Genomic DNA, 19,421 nt, shown 5'->3' with positions numbered 1-19,421 from the left:
GATTATTATAACAGCATTAATCCTGATTAATTTTTTAGTTAAAGTAGTATTCCTATCTTATAATTCTCTAGGTAATGATGAACCATTCAGTGTTTACCATGCACAAATGGATATTGCATCAATAATAAAATTACTATCAAGTGGCAACAACCCGCCTTTATATGAAATAATATTACATTTTTGGATTAAAATTTTTGGAATCTCTGAATTTTCCGTTCGTTTTCCATCCTTAATATTTAGCTGCATAACTGTCCTATTTATATATAAATTAGGAATTAAGCATCTAAATAAACGAATTGCACTTTATGCAAGTATTATATTTATATTTTCAAATTATCAAATATTATTTGCTCACGAAGCCAGAGTTTATGCATTTTTAGGAATGTTGTCGGTATTATCAATGTATTATTTCTTAAATGTAATAAATGAATGTAAACTAAATACAGATACTGGAAGTAAGAATCTACTAAATATTAAAATTAATAAGAATTTAATAATACTTTTACTTGTAAACATACTTATAATATATTCTCATTATTTCGGATTCTTCATACTAATAACACAATTTTTGTTTTTATTATTTAATTGGAAATTATTTTTAAAATATTGGAGACAAATAACAATATGTATCGGAATAATTCTAATATTCTATATCCCAAACATAATTGTATTTTTTTACAGGCTTATTACTTCTTCAGTAAATGGCACATGGGTTAGCACTCCAAATGGATTCGAAAGTTTATATAATATGCTATGGCAATTTTCTAATGCCCCAGTTGTGACTATAATAGTAATCTCAATCTTTATAATATCATTGATAAAATATATAATTAAGCTTATAATCCGAAAAAAATCCAAGCAATATAATCAAGTTAATTTAAATTATCAATTAATGTTCTTCTGGTTTATATTTATTTTCTTTTTTATGTTTGGTATTTCATATTTTGTTCCAATGTTTTTAGACAGGTATTTAATGCCCGCATCCATAGCTTTTTGTTTCGTATTAAGCATTTCTGCCAATTATTTAATAGAGAATCCTAAATTCAGATATATAATACCGATTATCATTTGTGTATTATTTATTGCAACTACCAAACCCAATATTACTAATAAAAGAAATGTCAAGGAAACAGTTGAAAAAGTAAAAGAAATAAAAAATGAAAATACACTTGTATTAATTTGCCCTCAACATTTTATTATTAATTTTGTTTATTACTATGATATAGAAATGTTTAAAGATTATAACACCAAAAACATATATGCAAATATTGACACGGATTTAAAGAATGAAAACATTTATGGAATAAACAATATCAGCGAGATTAATTTTAAAAAGTATAATAATATAGTTTTTTTAGATGCAGCAGCAAATTTTTCATTTCCGAATAATAATATAAATAATGAGTTGGATGCAAATTACAGTTTAAAAAATGAGTATAAATTTTACGAAATATTTAAAGTGCTTGAATATGAATCTAAATAAGCAGGAGCTAATTGTTTAACATTTAATTTCAATATTGCTTTTTGATTGAAAATTTATTTTATTGGTACGCTTATACCCATGAAAATATTTTCATTTTTAATACTGTACGTGAGATTACTATCCTTTAGTACGATTTAAACCGATAGAAACCAAATTAAATATGCAGAAAATAATAACTGAAATCCGTAAAACATTGATAAATTGTTCCGATGAAAAAACGCGTGAAGCTTCAAACAAATTTTTCAAAAAAGGTGAAGAGGCTTTAGTTCACGGTACAAAAACTGTTGATGTTTACAAGATAGGTAAAGAATTTCTTAAAGAAATAAAAGAAAAACCAAAGGAAGAAATCTTAGAAATTTGTGAAGAACTTTGGAAATCTAAGTATTTTGAAGAAGCGGCTATTGCTTGTATATTCACAGAATCTTTACATAAGAAGTATGAACCTTCCGATTTTTTAATTTTTGAAAATTGGGTCAGAAATTATGTAAATAATTGGGCGGATTGCGATACTTTATGCAATCATACTATCGGAACATTTATAATGATGTATCCTGAATATATTAACGAATTAAAGAAATGGGCAAAATCTCCCCAAAGATTTGTAAAAAGGGCTTCTGCAGTTACATTAATTATTCCCGCCCGCAAAGGAATGTTTTTGAATGATATTTTTGAAATTGCAGATATTCTCCTACTTGATAAAGACGATATGGTACAAAAAGGTTACGGATGGATGTTAAAAGCAGCAAGCCAAGCTCATCAGAAAGAAGTTTTTAACTATGTAATATCGAAAAAATCGGTAATGCCACGTACTGCATTACGCTATGCGATTGAGAAAATGCCTCAGGATTTAAAAACCGAAGCAATGAAAAAATGATAATTAAGCAACGTAATTCCGCCCCTGATTAATTGAATAAAATCAGAAAGTTGTTATTACCTAATTACTAACATTTCACTATATTTGCAATATTCTTGTAAAATATTTATTATAAAAACTATCTTTTTAAAAAAATTATTAGCACGAATTCGTCAATTTTTCACTCGAATTGCAAACCGCCAAATATTCAATTGCGGTAAAGTTATGTGTAATCAAAAAACAATAAACTATGAATTATAAAATAAATTTTTTGACATTAATCTTTTTAATGGTAATTTCAGGAACAATTTATGGACAAGATTGCGATTGTCAAAGCAATTTCGAATGGACAAAAAAAACGTTTGAAGAAAACGATGCAGGTTTTCAATATATTATCGCAAATAAAGGACAACAGGCATACGATATTCATAATATGCTATTTACCGATAAAATAAAGGCAGTAGATAAACTTGAAGATTGTACTAGATTATTGTATGAATGGCTTACATTTTTCAGATCCGGACATATTGGCATCGAATTATTAAAATATGATGAATACAATAATAATAAAATAAATACACCGGAAACTCATTATGAAACATTTGATATAAATATTTCGGAATTTGAAAAATATATTAACGAAAAAAAAGAGGCTGATTTTGAAGGAATTTGGGAAACAGGAGCTTATAAGATCGGTATCAAGAGAAATGGTGACGATTATATCGGATTTATTATTTCTTCCGCTGCAGATACTTGGAAGGAAAAACAAATTAAACTCCGCATAACAAAAGATAAGGATACTTTTCAATCTGTTTTTTACCTTAGAGATCATTCCCCGGAAGAAACGGGAAAACCTGAATTATTAGGTAATAATTATTTAGAAATAGGAAGACATATACTTAACCGATTAAGCCCTTCTTTTCCGCAAGATAAAGAAGTTGAAGATTATATGAAACTCTTATCAACACAAGAACCTTATTTAGACGAAATAAACGAATCAACTTTGCTATTAGTAATCCCGAGCTTTGACTTCAGTCAGAAAACCGCTATCGACAGTGTTATTCTAACCAATAAAGAACGGATACTTAGAACAAAAAATTTAATTATAGACTTGAGGTGGAACGGAGGAGGTTCCGACCAATGTTTTGAAGAAATAATTCCTTTTCTTTACACCAATCCTATACGTACTGTTGGAGTTGAATTTCTGTCTACGAAGCTAAATAATCAGATGATGTCGGAAGCCGCTGATATCGAATCTGGTTTTAATGAAGACACCAGAAATTGGGCAAAAGAAGCCTATGATAAAATGGAAAAACATTTAAATGAATTTGTAAATATTTTTCCTGATGTATTAGATATCACAGAGCAAGATACGGTTTATATGTATCCAAAAAATATAGGAATAATTATAAACGAAGGAAATGCCAGTACTACAGAACAATTTTTATTGGCTGCGAAGCAAAGTAAAAAAGTAAAGCTGTTCGGCACTACAACATACGGCGCATTAGATGTATCTAATTTGAATGGCGTAGAATCTCCATGTGAAGAATTTAAATTATGGTATTGCACATCAAAAAGTTACAGAATTCCGGATATGGCTATTGATGATATAGGAATACAACCTGATTTTTTCATTGATAAAAGTATTCCTGAATATAAATGGGTAGAATTTATAACGGATATATTAAAATAAAGAATCAAATTGATGTGTAATAAAAAATAAATATGACACAAATTGAATTTGCATATAAGGCAAAAAACATTTTAGCAAATGATGAAAATATCATAGGCTTAGCGGTTGGCGGTTCATGGTTGACAAATCAAATTGATGAGTTTTCCGATCTTGATCTTATAATCGTTACAAAAGAAAAGATTTCCGGCAACAAAAGTAAAATGTTTGATTATGCCAAACGGTTCGATAATTTTTTATCGGGATTTACCGGCGAACATGTAGGAGAACCTCGTCTATTGGTATGTCTCTATGATAAGCCGTTATTACATGTCGACCTCAAGTTTGTTACGCTTGACGAATTTAAAAACCGTATTGAAACTCCAACAATTTTATTAGATAAAAACGAACAATTAAAATCTGCACTAACAAACTCCGAAGCAAAATTTCCATATCCGGAATATCAATGGATCGAAGACAGATTCTGGATTTGGATACATTATATTTTACTGAAAATAGGTAGAGGTGAATACTTTGAAGCTTTAGACTGTTTCGCTTTTTTAAGGTCAGCGGTATTTGGACCCCTGCTGCATATTAAGAACGGTAAATTGCCTCGCGGTGTAAGACGTGTTGAGACGGATCTGGAAAATGAAGATTTGAATTTACTAATAAATACTATTCCCGAATATAACAGAAAATCTTTATTAGAGAGATTACAAAATTCGATTTCGCTATATAAAAAACTTCGTAAATCATTATTCGGTAAAGAAATTAATTTACAGAAAGAAACTGAAATAAAAGTGTTATTATTTTTTAGTGAAATTGAAAAACAAAATGAATACTGATTACAAGGTTGGCGATTTGATTTATGACGCAAGTATTTATGATGGATTAAATACTTTCTTATTTGATTTGCAATTTTACAAAAAGTGGCTACCGAAAAATAAAGATGCTAAAATACTTGAGCTTTGCTGTGGTACGGGCAGACTTACGCTTCCAATTGCAAAGGACGGATACAATATTTGTGGAGTAGATTACACTTCATCAATGCTTGAACAAGCAAAGATAAAAGCTTCCGAAGCAGGATTAGAGATTAATTTCATTGAAGCAGATATTAGAACTTTAAACTTGCAGAAGAAATTCGACCTTATTTTTATTCCGTTTAATTCAATCCATCATTTGTATAATAATGATGATTTATTTAAGACACTGAATGTCGTTAAAAATCACCTCAAAGATGATGGTTTATTTCTTTTAGACTGCTTCAATCCTAATATTCGATATATTGTCGAAAGCGAAAAAGAGCAAAAAGTAATTGCCGAATATACAACCAACGATGGACGGAAAGTATTGATAAAGCAGACAATGCGTTATGAAAACTCAACCCAGATTAATCGCATAGAATGGCATTATTTTATAAACGGTGAGTTTCATTCAATCCAAAATTTGGATATGAGAATGTTTTTCCCTCAAGAATTAGATTCATATTTGGAATGGAATGGTTTCAATATTATTCACAAGTTTGGAGGATTTGAAAAAGAAGCATTTAGTGATAATTCGGAAAAACAGATATACGTTTTAGCATTTAATTAGTGATGTTACCAATTTTAGACGTATAACGAAAAGATAACTCAGCAAATAACATAAAAACATCTGAACTGTAATTCTTTACATCTGAACAAAAAGAATATTTCAAGAACTTTACAAGAACGGAATGTCAACACTAAGCCTTACGGGTTCTTACGGAAAATCTCCGCAACTATGCTACGATTCGGATAGTATTGTACCGAGAAACGCTGAAATATGCACTGTTACCAAATCGTTACTTGTGAAATTTATATTCTGCGAAAGACTTATTCATCAATCGGTTAAATCAACCGGATAAAAATATAAAATAAAAAATAATTACATCAACAGGTTTATTTTAATCCGACACGAAACAATCAAAAAAATTACATACCTTTGTAAGGCAAATAATAATTCTAATTTTAATGAAAAAAATTATATTCTTTATAACTTTTCTTTTTTTCCAAACATTTATTAACCTGCATGCTCAAGACACTCTCTTTATTAAGGAGCATAAAATTATAGACATGGGAGAAAGCATGATAATTGAACCAAACACAGTAGTATTATTTACAGGCGAATATAAAATAACTGTTGTGGGAACAATCATTGCAAAAGGTACAGAAGAAAATCCGATTAAATTTACAAGTATGTTCAATCAAAATAATCCTCAGGGAACTTCATGGAGAGGTATTGCTTTTCTATCCGTAAATGATAATCCTACCGCAGATTCATCAATCTTTGAACATTGTACCTTCGAACATTCATATACATATTTAGCTTGTGGTAATGAAGGCAACGGAGGCGCCGTTAATATTTACAATTCTTCAATTATACGTTTTTCCGATTGTATTTTTCAAAACAATTGTGCAAATTTTGTTGGTGGAGCCGTAGCACTTACAAACTCTGATGTGGTTCTTGAGAGGTGCATTTTCCAAAACAATAATACCAGCGATATTTCCGAAAGTTACGGAGGTGCAATTGCAACGGAAAATTCCGCTTTTAAAATGTACAATTGTATTTTTGATGGCAACACATCAAGCAGTGTAGGCGGCGCTATTTATTGTAATGAATGCAACGATGCGGCTATTGTCGGCTGTGAGTTCAGAAACAACACCGGATCCAGTGGCGGTGCGGCTTTTATTACCGGTTGCAGAGATTTAAAATTTAACAATAACTTATTTCATCATAACACGAGCACTTTTTTTGGTGCGGCCTTTGCCGTTAAAAATTCTAATTTCAGGATGTTGAACTGCACTGTTGCGGACAATCATTCCAAACAAAGCGGCGGCGGTATTTATTGTAGTAATGATGTTATTATCAATATTTATAATTCAATTTTCGCAAAGAATGAAGCTGAATCAAGCGGAGACCAGATACATATAGCATACAATGAAAGTATTGTCAATTTATCTAACTGTACTATCGAAGGAGGAAAAGATTTATTCAGCGGTGCAGGCTCAGGAGAATATTTTCTTGGAATTTACAACGAAATTATTGAGGAAAACATCGAATTTGAAACATACGATAACTACGACTACTATCTTCCCGGAAACTCCCCATGCATTGATGCCGGTGAGATGAAAGTTTTGGAATATTTGGACGAATACGATTTTGCAGGCAACGCAAGGGTTGTTAACGGGTTAATAGATATCGGCGCTTTTGAAAGAGTTGATGTTTTAAATATTGATAAATATAATGATGAAATAAACGAATTATTGGTATATCCAAATCCGGCAAATGATTTCATCACAATTAATTTATCAAGTGAAACTCTCTACGGAAATTATTACATAATAGACATTTCCGGCAAAATTCTAAAAACTTTCAACATTAAACAAATTAATTCTAAAGTAAATATTTCCGATTTAAATACCGGTATTTACTTTATAAAGAATGATTTTGGTTACGTTAGTAAATTTATTGTTGAATAACAAGTTTTTTGAGTTTAAAAGACCTATTTTAAAATTCAACAATAAAGAAACTTATTCTTTTATTAAAACACTCGCATATAAACAATTACATAATTCCGAAAATTAGTATGGAAATAAACTCCAAATACTTATTTTCTTTATTTTCGAACCATTTTATGACTATGAATATTTGTTATTTCGAAAGTTTCATATACTCAAAATAACTATCGAAATTTAACTTTTTTTATATTTACTTCTTTACTTATACAAAACAGATTGTCAACGCTGTAACAACTTGTTCGTTTTTTCCCTCATTTTGATTTGTTTTTGTCAAAAAATTTACTAAATTTGCAAAACATTTTTAAATAAAAAAATAATAATTTCAATTTATATTAAATATTTAATAATCAATAATAACCGTTTATATTTATTCAAGAAATTAAACGGTAAAATTTTTTAAAATTATGGCAAAAATTAAATCACTTGACGATCTCCGTAAAGTAAAATCGGAATTACAAGAAAAAATTAAGCTTAGAGAAAATGCCGACAACCCAGATGCAATAGTTCAAATTAAGGTTGGGATGGCTACGAGTGGTATTGCTTCCGGCGCCAAGGAAGTTTTCAACTATCTAAGCGAAGAGTTACCCAAAAGAAATATTGATGCTATTGTTACCCAAACCGGTGACATGGGATATTGTTATGCAGAACCTACTATCGAAGTTACGATGCCCGGCCAAGAACCTATAGTTTTCGGCTATGTTAACATAACTAAAGCCAATGAGATTATTGAAAAATATATCAAAAACGGCGAGTTGGTCGAAGGTATTATCCCTAAAAACTACAAATCAGTTGAATAATTAATTTCGGAGGAATAATGGCTAATTATAAATATCATATTTTAGTTTGCGGCGGTACAGGATGTCAAGCTTCAAACAGTGCAACTATCATCGAGAATCTGAAAAAAGAACTCGAAGCACAAAATTTACAAAATGATGTTCAGGTAATTGCTTCAGGTTGTTTCGGATTCTGCGAAAAAGGACCTATCGTTAAAATAATGCCTGACAATACTTTCTACGTTCGCGTTACCCCTGAAGATGCTGCTACTATTGTTGCAGAACACATAATCAAGGGACGTAAAGTAGAAAAATTATTATATACTGATCCGGAAACTCATAAACATATCAGCGATTCCAAGCATATGGGCTTCTATCAAAAACAATTGAGAATAGCTCTAAATAACTGCGGATTCATTGATCCTGAAAATATTGACGAAGCTATTTCCCGCGATGCTTATTTAGCTCTTGGAAAAGTTCTTTCAGACATGACTCCGGAAAGCTGCATCAACGAAATTAAGAAATCCGGACTAAGAGGTCGTGGTGGCGGCGGTTTTCCCACAGGATTAAAATGGGAACTCGCACGTAAAAGCGTTAGCGATCAAAAATACGTTGTTTGTAACGCCGACGAAGGCGATCCGGGCGCGTTTATGGATAGATCAATCCTTGAAGGCGATCCTCATTCGGTTATTGAAGCAATGGCTATTTGCGGTTATTGCATCGGTGCAGATACCGGCCTTATTTATATCAGAGCCGAATATCCGTTAGCAATTCAACGATTGAAAATAGCTTTAGGACAAGCTCGTGAATACGGATTGTTAGGTAAAAATATTCTTGACAGCGGTTTCAATTTCGATATAGAACTTCGCTACGGAGCAGGTGCTTTCGTTTGCGGTGAAGAAACAGCTCTTATCCATTCTATGGAAGGCCATCGCGGTGAACCTACTTTCAAACCGCCGTTCCCGGCTGTTAGCGGTTACCTTGAAAAACCGACCAACGTTAACAACGTGGAAACTTTCGCTTGTATTCCTATCATTATTAACAAAGGCGCTGACTGGTTCAATACTATCGGTTCCGAAAAATCAAAGGGAACAAAAGTATTTGCTCTCGCCGGTAAAATCAATAACGTAGGTTTAATTGAAGTTCCAATGGGTACAACACTCCGTGAAGTAATTTATGAAATCGGCGGCGGTATAAAGGGCGGCAAAAAATTCAAAGCCGTTCAAACAGGCGGTCCTTCCGGCGGTTGCCTCACAGAAAAACATCTTGACACTCCTATCGACTATGATAATCTGATTGCAGCGGGTTCTATGATGGGTTCCGGCGGTATGATAGTTATGGACGAAGATGATTGTATGGTAAGTATTGCTAAATTCTACCTTGAATTTACAGTAGAGGAATCTTGCGGAAAATGTACACCTTGCCGTGTAGGTAATAAAAGATTACATGAAATTCTTGACAAAATTACCAAGGGCGAAGGAACTATGGAAGATCTCGACAACCTTAGAAATTTAAGTAAAGTTATTAAAGATACTGCTTTATGCGGATTAGGACAAACATCACCGAATCCTGTTTTATCTACAATAGATAATTTTTGGGATGAATACGTTGAGCACGTTACAGACAAAAAATGCCGTTCAGGTGTTTGTCGCAGCATGTTACGCTATGTCATTGATCCTGAAAAATGCGTAGGTTGTACATTGTGTGCACGCAACTGTCCTGTTAACGCTATTACAGGCGAACGTAAAATGCCTCACGTTATTGATCAATCTATTTGTATCAAATGCGGTGCATGTAAAGAAAAATGTAAATTTAATGCTATCGAAATTAAATAATCAAGGAGAATAATGGAAACAATAAAAATAAATATCGATAATAAGAATTTGGAAGTACCAAAAGGTTCTACCATTTTACAAGCAGCAAGAATGAACGGTATTCATATCCCGACTTTATGTTATCTTAGTCTTGATGATATGAATATCGAAAATAAACCGGGCGGATGTAGAGTTTGCGTTGTGGAAGTTGAAGGAAGAAAAAATCTTGCTCCCGCTTGTGCTACCGAATGTCTTGAAGGTATGATCATAAAAACTCATACAACAAGAATTTTAAATGCACGCAGAACAGTTGTCGAACTAATTCTTTCAGACCATCCTGCAGATTGTCTGGTTTGTGCAAAAAGCGGTAATTGTGAATTACAAACTCTTGCTCAAGATCTGGGAATAAGACAAATTACATATCAAGGAGAACAATCTACATATCGTATGGATACATCTCCGGCTATCATCCGTGATGTTGACAAATGTATCATGTGCCGCCGTTGTGAAATGATGTGTAACACCGTTCAAACTGTAGGTGCTTTATCTGCAATCAACCGTGGTTTTGAAGCTGTTGTTGCTCCTGCTTTCGAACAAGACCTTATAAAATCAACATGTACTTATTGCGGTCAATGTGTTGCGGTTTGTCCGACAGGCGCTCTTACCGAAGTTGACCACACTCCGCAACTTATCAGAGATCTCGCCGATCCTAATAAAACCGTTATAGTTCAAACAGCTCCTGCAGTTCGTGTTGCTTTAGGTGAAGAATTCGGGATGAAACCGGGTAGCATTGTTACCGGTAAAATGGCCGCTGCTCTTAAGGAAATCGGATTCGACTATGTTTTTGATACCGATTTTGCTGCGGATCTTACTATTATGGAAGAAGGAACAGAATTACTTGACCGTTTGACAAAATACTTAAACGGCGATAAAGATGTTAAACTTCCTATTTTAACATCTTGCTGTCCTGCTTGGGTTAATTTCTTCGAATATTATTTCCCTGAAATGAGAGATATCCCGTCAACAGCACGTTCTCCGCAACAAATGTTCGGCGCAGTAGCCAAAAATTATTTCGCTAAGAAAATCGGCGTAGATAGAAAAGATTTGGTTGTTGTATCCGTAATGCCTTGTTTAGCTAAGAAATATGAATGCGGCCGTGACGAGTTCAAAGAAAACGGAGATCCGGATGTTAACTATTCAATCTCAACAAGAGAATTGGCTCATTTAATCAAACAATGTAATATAGATTTCAATAAACTACCTGATGCTGATTTTGACAATCCATTAGGAGAATCCACAGGTGCGTCTGTTATATTCGGTACTACCGGCGGCGTTATTGAAGCAGCCGTTAGAACAGCTTATGAAGTTTTCACAAAGAAAAAACTGGAAAAGATTGATTTCGAATGTTTACGCGGACTGGAAAATATTCGTCAGGCTACTGTTGATTTCAACGGAACCAAAATAAATATAGGTATTGCTCACGGTTTGGGAAATGCCCGTAAACTTTTAGAAAGCGTTAAGAAAGGTGAATGTTCATTCCATGCTATAGAAATCATGGCTTGTCCGGGCGGATGTATTGCCGGCGGCGGACAACCTCTGCATCACGGAAACGTAGACATCATAAAAGCACGTCACGCTGCAATTTATGAAGAAGACAAAAACAAACCTATCAGAAAATCTCATGAAAATCCGTATATTATTAAACTATACGAAGAATTCTTAGGCAAACCATGTGGAGAATTATCACATCATTTATTGCATACTCATTATTTCGACAAAAGTAAAGTTGAAATATGTATTGAATAATTAATTTGTTAAATTTAAATTAAATAGAAATGGCTAATATCAAAATAACTCTTCGCAAAGACGATGTAGAAAAATTAAAACAAGTTTGCAAAGAATTTAATAATGCTCCCGGTGAACTTATAAATGTTTTACATAAAGCTCAAGGTATCTTCGGATATCTTCCCGCTGAAGTTCAAGAGATTATTTCTAAAGAATTAAAAGTTCCCGTAGCAAAGATTTATGGCGTTGTAACTTTCTATTCATTTTTTACAATGAAGCCTAAAGGAAGATTCCCTATATCTATTTGCATGGGTACCGCTTGCTATGTTCGCGGCGCTGAAAAGATTTTAGATGAAATCAAAAAACAACTTTCTCTTGAAGTTGGCGCTACTTCCGAAGACGGTAAATTTTCTCTAAGTTGCTTACGTTGTGTTGGGGCCTGCGGTTTGGCACCTGTTGTTTTAATCGGTGAAAAAACCTACGGACGTGTAACACAAGAAGGCGTTAAGGAAATTCTTGCCGAATACGACGAAATGTAAGATTATCAATTATCTAATGATAAATCTAAAAGCGGAGGAAAATTTTCTTCCGCTTTTTTTGTGCAATGAAATTCGGTTAATGAAATATTCTTAATATTATTTTCCCCACAATTAATATTCTTGAAATTAACGTAAAAACATTGGTTGTAAGTAAATAACCGGATTGAAAATACATTATGAGGAATATATTAGATTGGATGGCATAACTAACCTGTCGAAAATTATTACCTTTGCATTTAGTAATTTTTTAATTTATATGACAATGAAAAATCAAGACATCATTAAACCTTATAAAATAGGACTTGCATTAAGCGGTGGTGGCATAAAAGGTCTTTGTCATGCCGGAGCATTAAAGGCATTGGAAGAATATGGTGTTAAACCCGATGTAATTTCCGGAGTCAGTGCAGGTTCAATTGTCGGCGCCTTATATGCCGACGGTTATTCGCCGGATGAGATTGGTGATTTCTTTCGCAAAGTCAGTTTTCGCGAAATGACTTCGCTTGAGATGAGCGGCGGACTTTTTAACATAAATGAATTCGAAAAATTTTTGCAAAAGAAACTTCGTTCCGAAACTTTCGAAAACTTGAAGATTCCACTTAGAATTGTGGCAACAAATTTGGACAACGGACATTGTGTTACTTTTTCGCAGGGAAAATTACTTGAAAAAATAATCGCTTCATGCAGTTTACCGGTATTGTTCTCGCCAAAAAAAATTGATAATGTAAATTATATCGATGGCGGTGTTCTCAAGAATTTTCCGGCATCAACAATTAGGGAGGAATGTGATGTGTTGATTGGAATTAATGCCAGCCCGATGGTCGCTCATGATTATAAACTTGGTATTAGAAATGTTGCTATGAGATCTTATCATTTCATGATGAAATCTAATATTTTACACGATAAAGATATATGCGACATTTTGATTGAACCGATAGATATGGGAAATTACGACACTTTTGATGTCGGAAAGAGTCGCGAAATCTTCGACGTTGGCTACACCTCAACCAAACATATTATTGAAAAAGGTAATTTCTTCCCTGAGGAACACGATTAAAAGTAATATGTCTAAAAGTAAAATATATAAATATAGTTTTGCTTATTATCTTCTTAGCAGAATAGCATTTCTGTTTATGCGGATTTATTACCGGAAAATACACATTCGCGGGCAAGAAAATGTTCCGACTGACAAACCAGTTATTTTTGCTCCAAACCATAAAAACGGGTTGATGGATCCTTTGCTTATTCTGTTTTCTTTTCCTCATGATCAGATTGTATTTATGGCTGTTAGCTATTTCTTTGCTGTCAATAAAACATTTTCAACGTTTCTGCGATTCCTTAAAATGTTGCCGGTATATCGCGCCCGCGAAAATGTTGCCGATTTAGACAAAAACAGGGATCCGTTTATAGAAGCCATTGAAACATTGGAACAAAATAAGAAACTTTGTCTTATGCCTGAAGGACGACAAATAGAAATCCGAAAATTATTACCCTTAGTTAAAGGCATGTTCCGTATTGCTCTTTTTGCACAGGAAAAGTTCGGCGTTTCAGATGGTGTAAAAATAATTCCTGTGGGAATTGAATACGAAGATTTAAATTCATCGGGACGGAATGTAACAATCCAATTTGGCAAACCGCTCGAAATGTCGGATTATTTCGAGTTGTATCTTGAAAATCCCGCAAAAGCATACAACACGATACGTGCCGATTTATACCCGAGAATATCGGAATTAATGTTAAATGTAAATTCTGCAAATCATTATGAATCAATCTATCTGGCAACTATTTTGCAAACAGATGATTATATTATCGAAAATAAACTTGCCGACAATGTATGGAATCGATTAAAAGCAAAACAGGAAATATGTCGCAACTATCTTGATGAAGAAAAAAACAATCCGGAGAAATTGAATATCTTGGATGCTGAAATGGGGAGATTATTAAGTTCCGGAAAAAGTAGTGACAAAATTTGTCGTTTACTAAAAAAGTCGCAAACTATTGATGTCCTGAAGATTATTTTATTATTGCCGTTTTTTATTCCCGGCGCAACAGTCATGCTTTTACCATATTTTATTATTAAATTTTCTGCCCGAAAAATGGCAAACAAAGGATTTTATTCGTCACTTTCCTTTGTTATGGGAATATTTATACCTGCACTATTTTTTATACTGTATTTTTTTATTTTCCGCTTTTTTATGTCTGCTTTGGTAAGCGCATTGATTTCTTTTGTTGTTATTCCGATATTAAGCATTATTGCTTTCAAATTAAAAAATCTTTATTTTGATACAATTCAACGTTTTTTCTTCCGAAGGAAATATCAAATAAAAACTCAAGAACTTTTTCATTTTTTTTAAGAACAGTAAGATAGATATAATTCGTGTAACACTTTGCCGTGTTATATAATATCGCAAATATTAAAAAATCGTACTCATAGTTTTGAAAGTGTGTATGAATATAAAACATTTTAAATCGAAGCGGTGAGAATTTATTTTTAACTTCCTCTTCCTTCGATAAAAATTACACTTGTATTTTATCCTAAAAATTTTATTTATTAAGGAAACCTACGCTGAAACCGGGATAGGATTTTGTTACACAATCCATATTATCTATTTCAATATTATCATTCAAATATTCAAAAACAGCAAATGCCATCGCAATACGGTGATCATCATGGGTTTTTATCATGATTTTTTTATTAATATTCGAAATATCATTAATTGATCTGTATATTATCACATCGTCATCGGATAATTGGACAACATCATAAGATAACAATTTTAAATTATCCAGCACAGATACAATTCTATTCGATTCTTTCCAAATCAAATTATTCAATCCTGTAAAATGTACTTCAACATCACTCAAAGCAAAAGCAACTGCAAGCGGCGGAAATAAATCGGGAGAATTCTTTAAATCAATTTTTACAACTTTATCGGGTTTCTCTATTATTCTTATCCCAGACTTAGAAAGTATAATTGAATTATCATTTTCAATATAATCAATATTCAAATAATGTAGATAATCCAAAATTACCTTATCGCCCTGAACAGATTTTGTGGTTAAACCTTTTAACTCAACACTACCCTTTTCAAATGCAGAAAGTATTGTTACCCAGAATGCCGCTGCCGACCAATCTTTTTCAAAAATAAAATCATCAAACATCACTTTATCAGTTTGCGATAAAACATAAATAAGATTATCATTAAAAACGGTTTTCAATCCCACGTTATTCATTATCTCCGATGTCATAACAATATATGAATGAGAAACATTTTGTTCGCATAATTCAATATTTAATCCGAGAGGCAACAAAGGAGCTATCATCATTATTGCAGAAACAAACTGACTACTAATATCCGACTTTACAAATATTGTTTCAGGATAATTATTCAGATTTATTGGTGATATTATCCTTACCGGTGGATACCCTACTTTATCTAAATATTCTATTTTTGCTCCTAATAATTCTAAAGAATCTACCAAATCTTTGCAGGGCCTTTCCCGCATTCTTTCGGAACCATCAATAATTCTCGATTTACCGGAAAGGGAAGAAACAGCTAAAATAAATCTGAAAACCGTTCCGGCATTCATACAATTACAAAAATCGGGAATATCTTCTTTCAGAATATTGTACAGAAGAATGGAATCATCAGGTGTGCCGGAATCCAAGCTGACATTTGATAAATCATCATATAAATATTTTAATATTAAATATCGGTTTAAAATACTTTTATTTATCGGCAGATCAATAGATTCAGAAATTGTAATATTGTTAGGCATGTTATAAATTATGAAGCAGGGCTTCTAAAATTTGATCTTCAGTTACAGAAATATTAATAACAGCATCTTCAATTCCTTTTAATAAAACAAAATTAATCTCACCATCATAATTCTTTTTATCATAAGACATTTTATTTATTATGGTTGGAATATCTTCAGCATAAATTTTCGGTAGAGGAATATTGTTAAATACAATATCACAACAATACGTATAATCATTATAGTTAAGATTCAATAATTTTTTTGAAAGGTACAATGAAGTCAACATACCTAATGCAACACACGAGCCATGACTATATTTATCTTCATACACGGCTTCTATTGCATGAGCTACAGTATGACCGAAATTTAACTTTTTCCTTTCACTCCAGTCGTTAATATCTTTGTCAACAATTTCCTTCTTAACATTAACCGACTTTTTTATAATCGGTAAAAGATATTCTGAAGAATAAGAAACACCATCTTCAATATCTTTTAAAATAGACTTATCGCCAATTATGCCATGTTTTATAACCTCAGCAAGTCCGGAAGAAAATTCTCTGTCGGGTAGAGTATTCAGGAAATCAGGATTAACAGCCACAAGATTAGGTAAATTTATTGTACCTATTTGGTTCTTCAATTTATTAAAATTTATGCCGTTTTTTCCGCCCCATGCAGCATCGGTTTGAGCTAAAAGAGTGGTAGGCATATAAATAAAATTAACGCCTCTTTTATATGTAGTAGCAATAAATCCGCCAATATCGCATAAAACGCCGCCGCCTAAAACTATAAACAAAGAGTTGCGGTCGAAATTCAGATTTATGAGTTTTTGCCACAATTTTTTGCTGGTTTGTAAATTTTTGGTTGTTTCGCCGCTGTTGATATGTATCAGATAATAATTTCTATGTTGCAGAATCGGCATTATTAGCGGAAGACAATGAGTTGTTGTATTTTCATCTATCAACAAAGCTATTTTACACTCGGCGTAATTGGCATCAATATAATTATTAACCTGATTAATAAAATCCTCGCCATTACAAATAATTTCATCCATAATATTTAAAATTAAGAATTAACAGATATTATTCTCGATGAGTCGCTATCACCGATAGCAATATTTATATCAACATATCCTTCAGGAAGATGTTTTTCAATAATTTGCGGCCATTCAATAAAACAATAATTTCCACTGTATAAATAATCTTCACCGCCGATATCAAGAAATTCGGCAAGGTTTTTTAAACGATAACAATCGAAATGAAACACAGAATCTCCGGATGCAGTCAAATATTCATTAACAATTGCAAAGGTCGGACTGTTAACAACGTCAATAACGCCCAACTGTTCACATAAAACCTTAGTTAAAGTAGTCTTACCAGCCCCCATGGCTCCTGTCAAGGCAAATACCCTTTTGTCTTTATAAGTAGTTAAAATTTTCCCTGCAATAGACTCAAGGTCATCTAATCCATTTGAAATTAATGTCATAAAAATATAGTTTTAATCGCCTAATGTTGATTTAACGTTACACACAATTGTTCCTGATATTTATTAATGATAGTTTATAAAGATTATTTTGCCGATAAAAATGCCATAGGAATAAGCATTTCTTCCATTGAGGCTCCTCCGTGTTGGAAAGAGTTTTTATAATAACCGACATAATAATTGTAATTATTCGGATAAGCAAAAAAGTCATTAGATTTAGCAAAAACATAAGTTGAAGTAAGATTGGTTTTCGGTAAATGAAAATCTTCCGGCCTGCGAATCTCAAAAACTTCTTTTTTGTTATATGCCAAATTTTTTCCGACCTTATACCGCAAATTGGTATTTGTTGCTTTATCTCCGACAATTTTTACCGGGTCACTGACTTTTACCGAACCATGGTCTGTAGTAATTATTATATCAATTTGTTTTGAAGCCAAATATTCAATTACATCATAAAGAGCCGAATGCTCAAACCATGATTCCGTTAATGAACGGTATGCAGCATCATCATCTGCAAGTTCCTTAATTATTTCCATCTCTGTTCTCGCATGCGAGAGCATATCAACAAAATTGTAAACCACTACATTAAAATCATTACTCAATAAATTAGGTAAAGTTTCGAATAGTTTCTTTCCGGCAGCAAGATTTAAAATCTTATTATATGAAAATTTGATATTACCTTTTCCATGTCTTTTAAGATTTTCGGCGAGGAAAAACTCTTCGTGCTGATTTTTTGTACCTTCATCGTCTTCATTTAGCCAATACTGCGGATATTTCTTTTGAATATCAAGAGGCATAAGACCTGCAAATAAAGCATTTCTGGCATATTGTGTTGTTGTAGGAAGAATACTTGAAAAAATATACTCGGAATCTGTGCGATAAATATTTCCTATTATTCTTTCAATAGCTTTCCACTGATCTAAACGCATGTTATCGACAACAAACATAAATTTAGGTTTTTTACCTAAACTCGGGAATACATATTCCTGAAGTGCATAATGAGACATAACCGGTTTTTTAGAATCTTTACCGTTAAGCCAATTTTCATAATTATTCTCTATAAATTTAGAAAACAAGGAATTAGCTTCATGTTTCTGCATTTCAAACACTTCATACATATTCTGATCTGATGAAGCATCAAAACGTAATTCCCAATTTACTAACTTTTTATATATGTCAGTCCATTCTTCAAAATTAAGATTATTGGATAAATCCATTCCGATATTTCTAAACTCTTGTTGATACGACTGAGTGGTTTTCTCACTTACAATTTTTCTATTCTCAAGAATTTTCTTTAAACTTAACAATATTTGATTCGGATTTACCGGCTTAATCAGGTAATCTGCAATATTAGACCCGATAGCATTTTCCATCAGATTTTCCTCTTCGCTTTTTGTTATCATAACAACAGGAATATTCGGGTTGATATTCTTTATTGTTTCCAACGTTTGTATCCCAGACATTCCGGGCATTTGTTCATCAAGAAAAATTATATCAAACACTTGTTCATTTATAAGATCTATAACATCATTACCGTTGTTTGTCGTAACTACGTCATACCCTTTGTTTTCAAGAAATATTATGTGAGGCTTGAGAAGTTCTATTTCGTCATCAGCCCAAAGAATTTTTATTTTACTCATTTATTATGTAAAAAGTTAAGTATATAGTGATAATGTTTAAAAGAATAGAAATATTGTTTTTGTTCTGCAAAAATATCATAAAACTTTT

General features: G+C 32.5%; 17 protein-coding genes and 1 pseudogene. 14 read left to right on the top strand and 4 right to left on the bottom strand.

The features are described from left to right. Nucleotides 1–106 precede the first annotated feature (106 nt). From LBP67_02500 to LBP67_02435, 14 genes and pseudogenes are all read left to right on the top strand, one after another. A pseudogene (locus LBP67_02500) lies at nucleotides 107–667 on the top strand (glycosyltransferase family 39 protein). A gap of 285 nt (nucleotides 668–952) precedes the next feature. Next, nucleotides 953–1,483, top strand: a complete 531-nt coding sequence (locus LBP67_02495) for a hypothetical protein (protein ID MDR2083849.1) — start codon at nucleotides 953–955, stop codon at nucleotides 1,481–1,483. A 160-nt stretch (nucleotides 1,484–1,643) separates the two neighbouring features. Beyond that, nucleotides 1,644–2,357, top strand: coding sequence for a DNA alkylation repair protein (locus LBP67_02490; protein ID MDR2083848.1), 714 nt, complete (start codon nucleotides 1,644–1,646; stop codon nucleotides 2,355–2,357). Between the two features lie 229 nt (nucleotides 2,358–2,586). Further along, a complete protein-coding gene (locus tag LBP67_02485; protein MDR2083847.1) occupies nucleotides 2,587–4,029 on the top strand; it encodes a hypothetical protein in 1,443 nt (480 codons plus the stop codon). A gap of 32 nt (nucleotides 4,030–4,061) precedes the next feature. Continuing rightward, on the top strand, nucleotides 4,062–4,850 hold the full coding sequence (locus LBP67_02480) for a hypothetical protein (protein MDR2083846.1): 789 nt from the start codon (nucleotides 4,062–4,064) through the stop codon (nucleotides 4,848–4,850). After that, complete coding sequence (locus LBP67_02475; protein MDR2083845.1) at nucleotides 4,840–5,598, top strand: class I SAM-dependent methyltransferase; 759 nt, start codon at nucleotides 4,840–4,842, stop codon at nucleotides 5,596–5,598. The genes LBP67_02480 and LBP67_02475 overlap by 11 nt, the downstream gene beginning before the upstream one ends. Nucleotides 5,599–5,719: 121 nt before the next feature. Continuing rightward, entirely contained in the window at nucleotides 5,720–5,890 is a 171-nt protein-coding gene (locus LBP67_02470; GenBank protein MDR2083844.1) for a hypothetical protein, read from the top strand. Between the two features lie 106 nt (nucleotides 5,891–5,996). Then, the gene (locus tag LBP67_02465; protein ID MDR2083843.1) at nucleotides 5,997–7,505 is read left to right on the top strand and encodes a T9SS type A sorting domain-containing protein; all 1,509 of its coding nucleotides are present in this window, start codon (nucleotides 5,997–5,999) and stop codon (nucleotides 7,503–7,505) included. Nucleotides 7,506–7,948: 443 nt separating this feature from the next. Next, the gene (locus tag LBP67_02460; GenBank protein ID MDR2083842.1) at nucleotides 7,949–8,341 is read left to right on the top strand and encodes a (2Fe-2S) ferredoxin domain-containing protein; all 393 of its coding nucleotides are present in this window, start codon (nucleotides 7,949–7,951) and stop codon (nucleotides 8,339–8,341) included. Nucleotides 8,342–8,358: 17 nt separating this feature from the next. Then, a complete protein-coding gene (locus tag LBP67_02455) occupies nucleotides 8,359–10,152 on the top strand; it encodes a 4Fe-4S binding protein (protein ID MDR2083841.1) in 1,794 nt (597 codons plus the stop codon). A gap of 12 nt (nucleotides 10,153–10,164) precedes the next feature. Next, a complete protein-coding gene (locus LBP67_02450) occupies nucleotides 10,165–11,937 on the top strand; it encodes a [FeFe] hydrogenase, group A (GenBank protein ID MDR2083840.1) in 1,773 nt (590 codons plus the stop codon). A gap of 29 nt (nucleotides 11,938–11,966) precedes the next feature. Continuing rightward, the gene (locus LBP67_02445) at nucleotides 11,967–12,455 is read left to right on the top strand and encodes an NAD(P)H-dependent oxidoreductase subunit E (protein MDR2083839.1); all 489 of its coding nucleotides are present in this window, start codon (nucleotides 11,967–11,969) and stop codon (nucleotides 12,453–12,455) included. A 262-nt stretch (nucleotides 12,456–12,717) separates the two neighbouring features. Further along, entirely contained in the window at nucleotides 12,718–13,509 is a 792-nt protein-coding gene (locus LBP67_02440) for a patatin-like phospholipase family protein (GenBank protein MDR2083838.1), read from the top strand. Between the two features lie 7 nt (nucleotides 13,510–13,516). Continuing rightward, nucleotides 13,517–14,806 (top strand): 1-acyl-sn-glycerol-3-phosphate acyltransferase, encoded by a 1,290-nt coding sequence (locus tag LBP67_02435; protein MDR2083837.1) that lies wholly within the window; start codon nucleotides 13,517–13,519, stop codon nucleotides 14,804–14,806. A 190-nt stretch (nucleotides 14,807–14,996) separates the two neighbouring features. Here LBP67_02435 and LBP67_02430 read toward each other — a convergent pair whose 3' ends face one another. The 4 genes from LBP67_02430 to LBP67_02415 form a co-directional block, all read right to left on the bottom strand. Next, complete coding sequence (locus tag LBP67_02430; GenBank protein MDR2083836.1) at nucleotides 14,997–16,232, bottom strand: hypothetical protein; 1,236 nt, start codon at nucleotides 16,230–16,232, stop codon at nucleotides 14,997–14,999. 1 nt (nucleotide 16,233) lies between these two features. After that, complete coding sequence (aroB, locus tag LBP67_02425) at nucleotides 16,234–17,265, bottom strand: 3-dehydroquinate synthase (GenBank protein ID MDR2083835.1); 1,032 nt, start codon at nucleotides 17,263–17,265, stop codon at nucleotides 16,234–16,236. Between the two features lie 11 nt (nucleotides 17,266–17,276). Then, nucleotides 17,277–17,696 (bottom strand): tRNA (adenosine(37)-N6)-threonylcarbamoyltransferase complex ATPase subunit type 1 TsaE, encoded by a 420-nt coding sequence (gene tsaE, locus LBP67_02420; GenBank protein MDR2083834.1) that lies wholly within the window; start codon nucleotides 17,694–17,696, stop codon nucleotides 17,277–17,279. 83 nt (nucleotides 17,697–17,779) lie between these two features. Next, entirely contained in the window at nucleotides 17,780–19,333 is a 1,554-nt protein-coding gene (locus LBP67_02415; protein ID MDR2083833.1) for a PglZ domain-containing protein, read from the bottom strand. Nucleotides 19,334–19,421: the final 88 nt, after the last annotated feature.

It is taken from the genome of Bacteroidales bacterium, assembly GCA_031276035.1.
In the GTDB taxonomy this organism is placed as follows: Bacteria; Bacteroidota; Bacteroidia; order Bacteroidales; family BM520; genus RGIG7150.
Note: the sequence above shows the minus strand (reverse complement) of the source record. Positions and strands in the feature narration are given on the sequence as shown.

Coding starts and splice junctions, on each gene's coding strand:
- LBP67_02465 (MDR2083843.1), top strand. CDS start 5,997: ATGAAAAAAATTATATTCTTTATAACTTTTCTTTTTTTCCAAACATTT.
- LBP67_02470 (MDR2083844.1), top strand. CDS start 5,720: ATGTCAACACTAAGCCTTACGGGTTCTTACGGAAAATCTCCGCAACTA.
- LBP67_02475 (MDR2083845.1), top strand. CDS start 4,840: ATGAATACTGATTACAAGGTTGGCGATTTGATTTATGACGCAAGTATT.
- LBP67_02495 (MDR2083849.1), top strand. CDS start 953: ATGTTTTTAGACAGGTATTTAATGCCCGCATCCATAGCTTTTTGTTTC.
- LBP67_02480 (MDR2083846.1), top strand. CDS start 4,062: ATGACACAAATTGAATTTGCATATAAGGCAAAAAACATTTTAGCAAAT.
- LBP67_02460 (MDR2083842.1), top strand. CDS start 7,949: ATGGCAAAAATTAAATCACTTGACGATCTCCGTAAAGTAAAATCGGAA.
- LBP67_02430 (MDR2083836.1), bottom strand. CDS start 16,232: ATGCCTAACAATATTACAATTTCTGAATCTATTGATCTGCCGATAAAT.
- LBP67_02450 (MDR2083840.1), top strand. CDS start 10,165: ATGGAAACAATAAAAATAAATATCGATAATAAGAATTTGGAAGTACCA.
- LBP67_02490 (MDR2083848.1), top strand. CDS start 1,644: ATGCAGAAAATAATAACTGAAATCCGTAAAACATTGATAAATTGTTCC.
- LBP67_02455 (MDR2083841.1), top strand. CDS start 8,359: ATGGCTAATTATAAATATCATATTTTAGTTTGCGGCGGTACAGGATGT.
- LBP67_02435 (MDR2083837.1), top strand. CDS start 13,517: ATGTCTAAAAGTAAAATATATAAATATAGTTTTGCTTATTATCTTCTT.
- LBP67_02440 (MDR2083838.1), top strand. CDS start 12,718: ATGAAAAATCAAGACATCATTAAACCTTATAAAATAGGACTTGCATTA.
- LBP67_02485 (MDR2083847.1), top strand. CDS start 2,587: ATGAATTATAAAATAAATTTTTTGACATTAATCTTTTTAATGGTAATT.
- aroB (MDR2083835.1), bottom strand. CDS start 17,265: ATGGATGAAATTATTTGTAATGGCGAGGATTTTATTAATCAGGTTAAT.
- LBP67_02415 (MDR2083833.1), bottom strand. CDS start 19,333: ATGAGTAAAATAAAAATTCTTTGGGCTGATGACGAAATAGAACTTCTC.
- LBP67_02445 (MDR2083839.1), top strand. CDS start 11,967: ATGGCTAATATCAAAATAACTCTTCGCAAAGACGATGTAGAAAAATTA.
- tsaE (MDR2083834.1), bottom strand. CDS start 17,696: ATGACATTAATTTCAAATGGATTAGATGACCTTGAGTCTATTGCAGGG.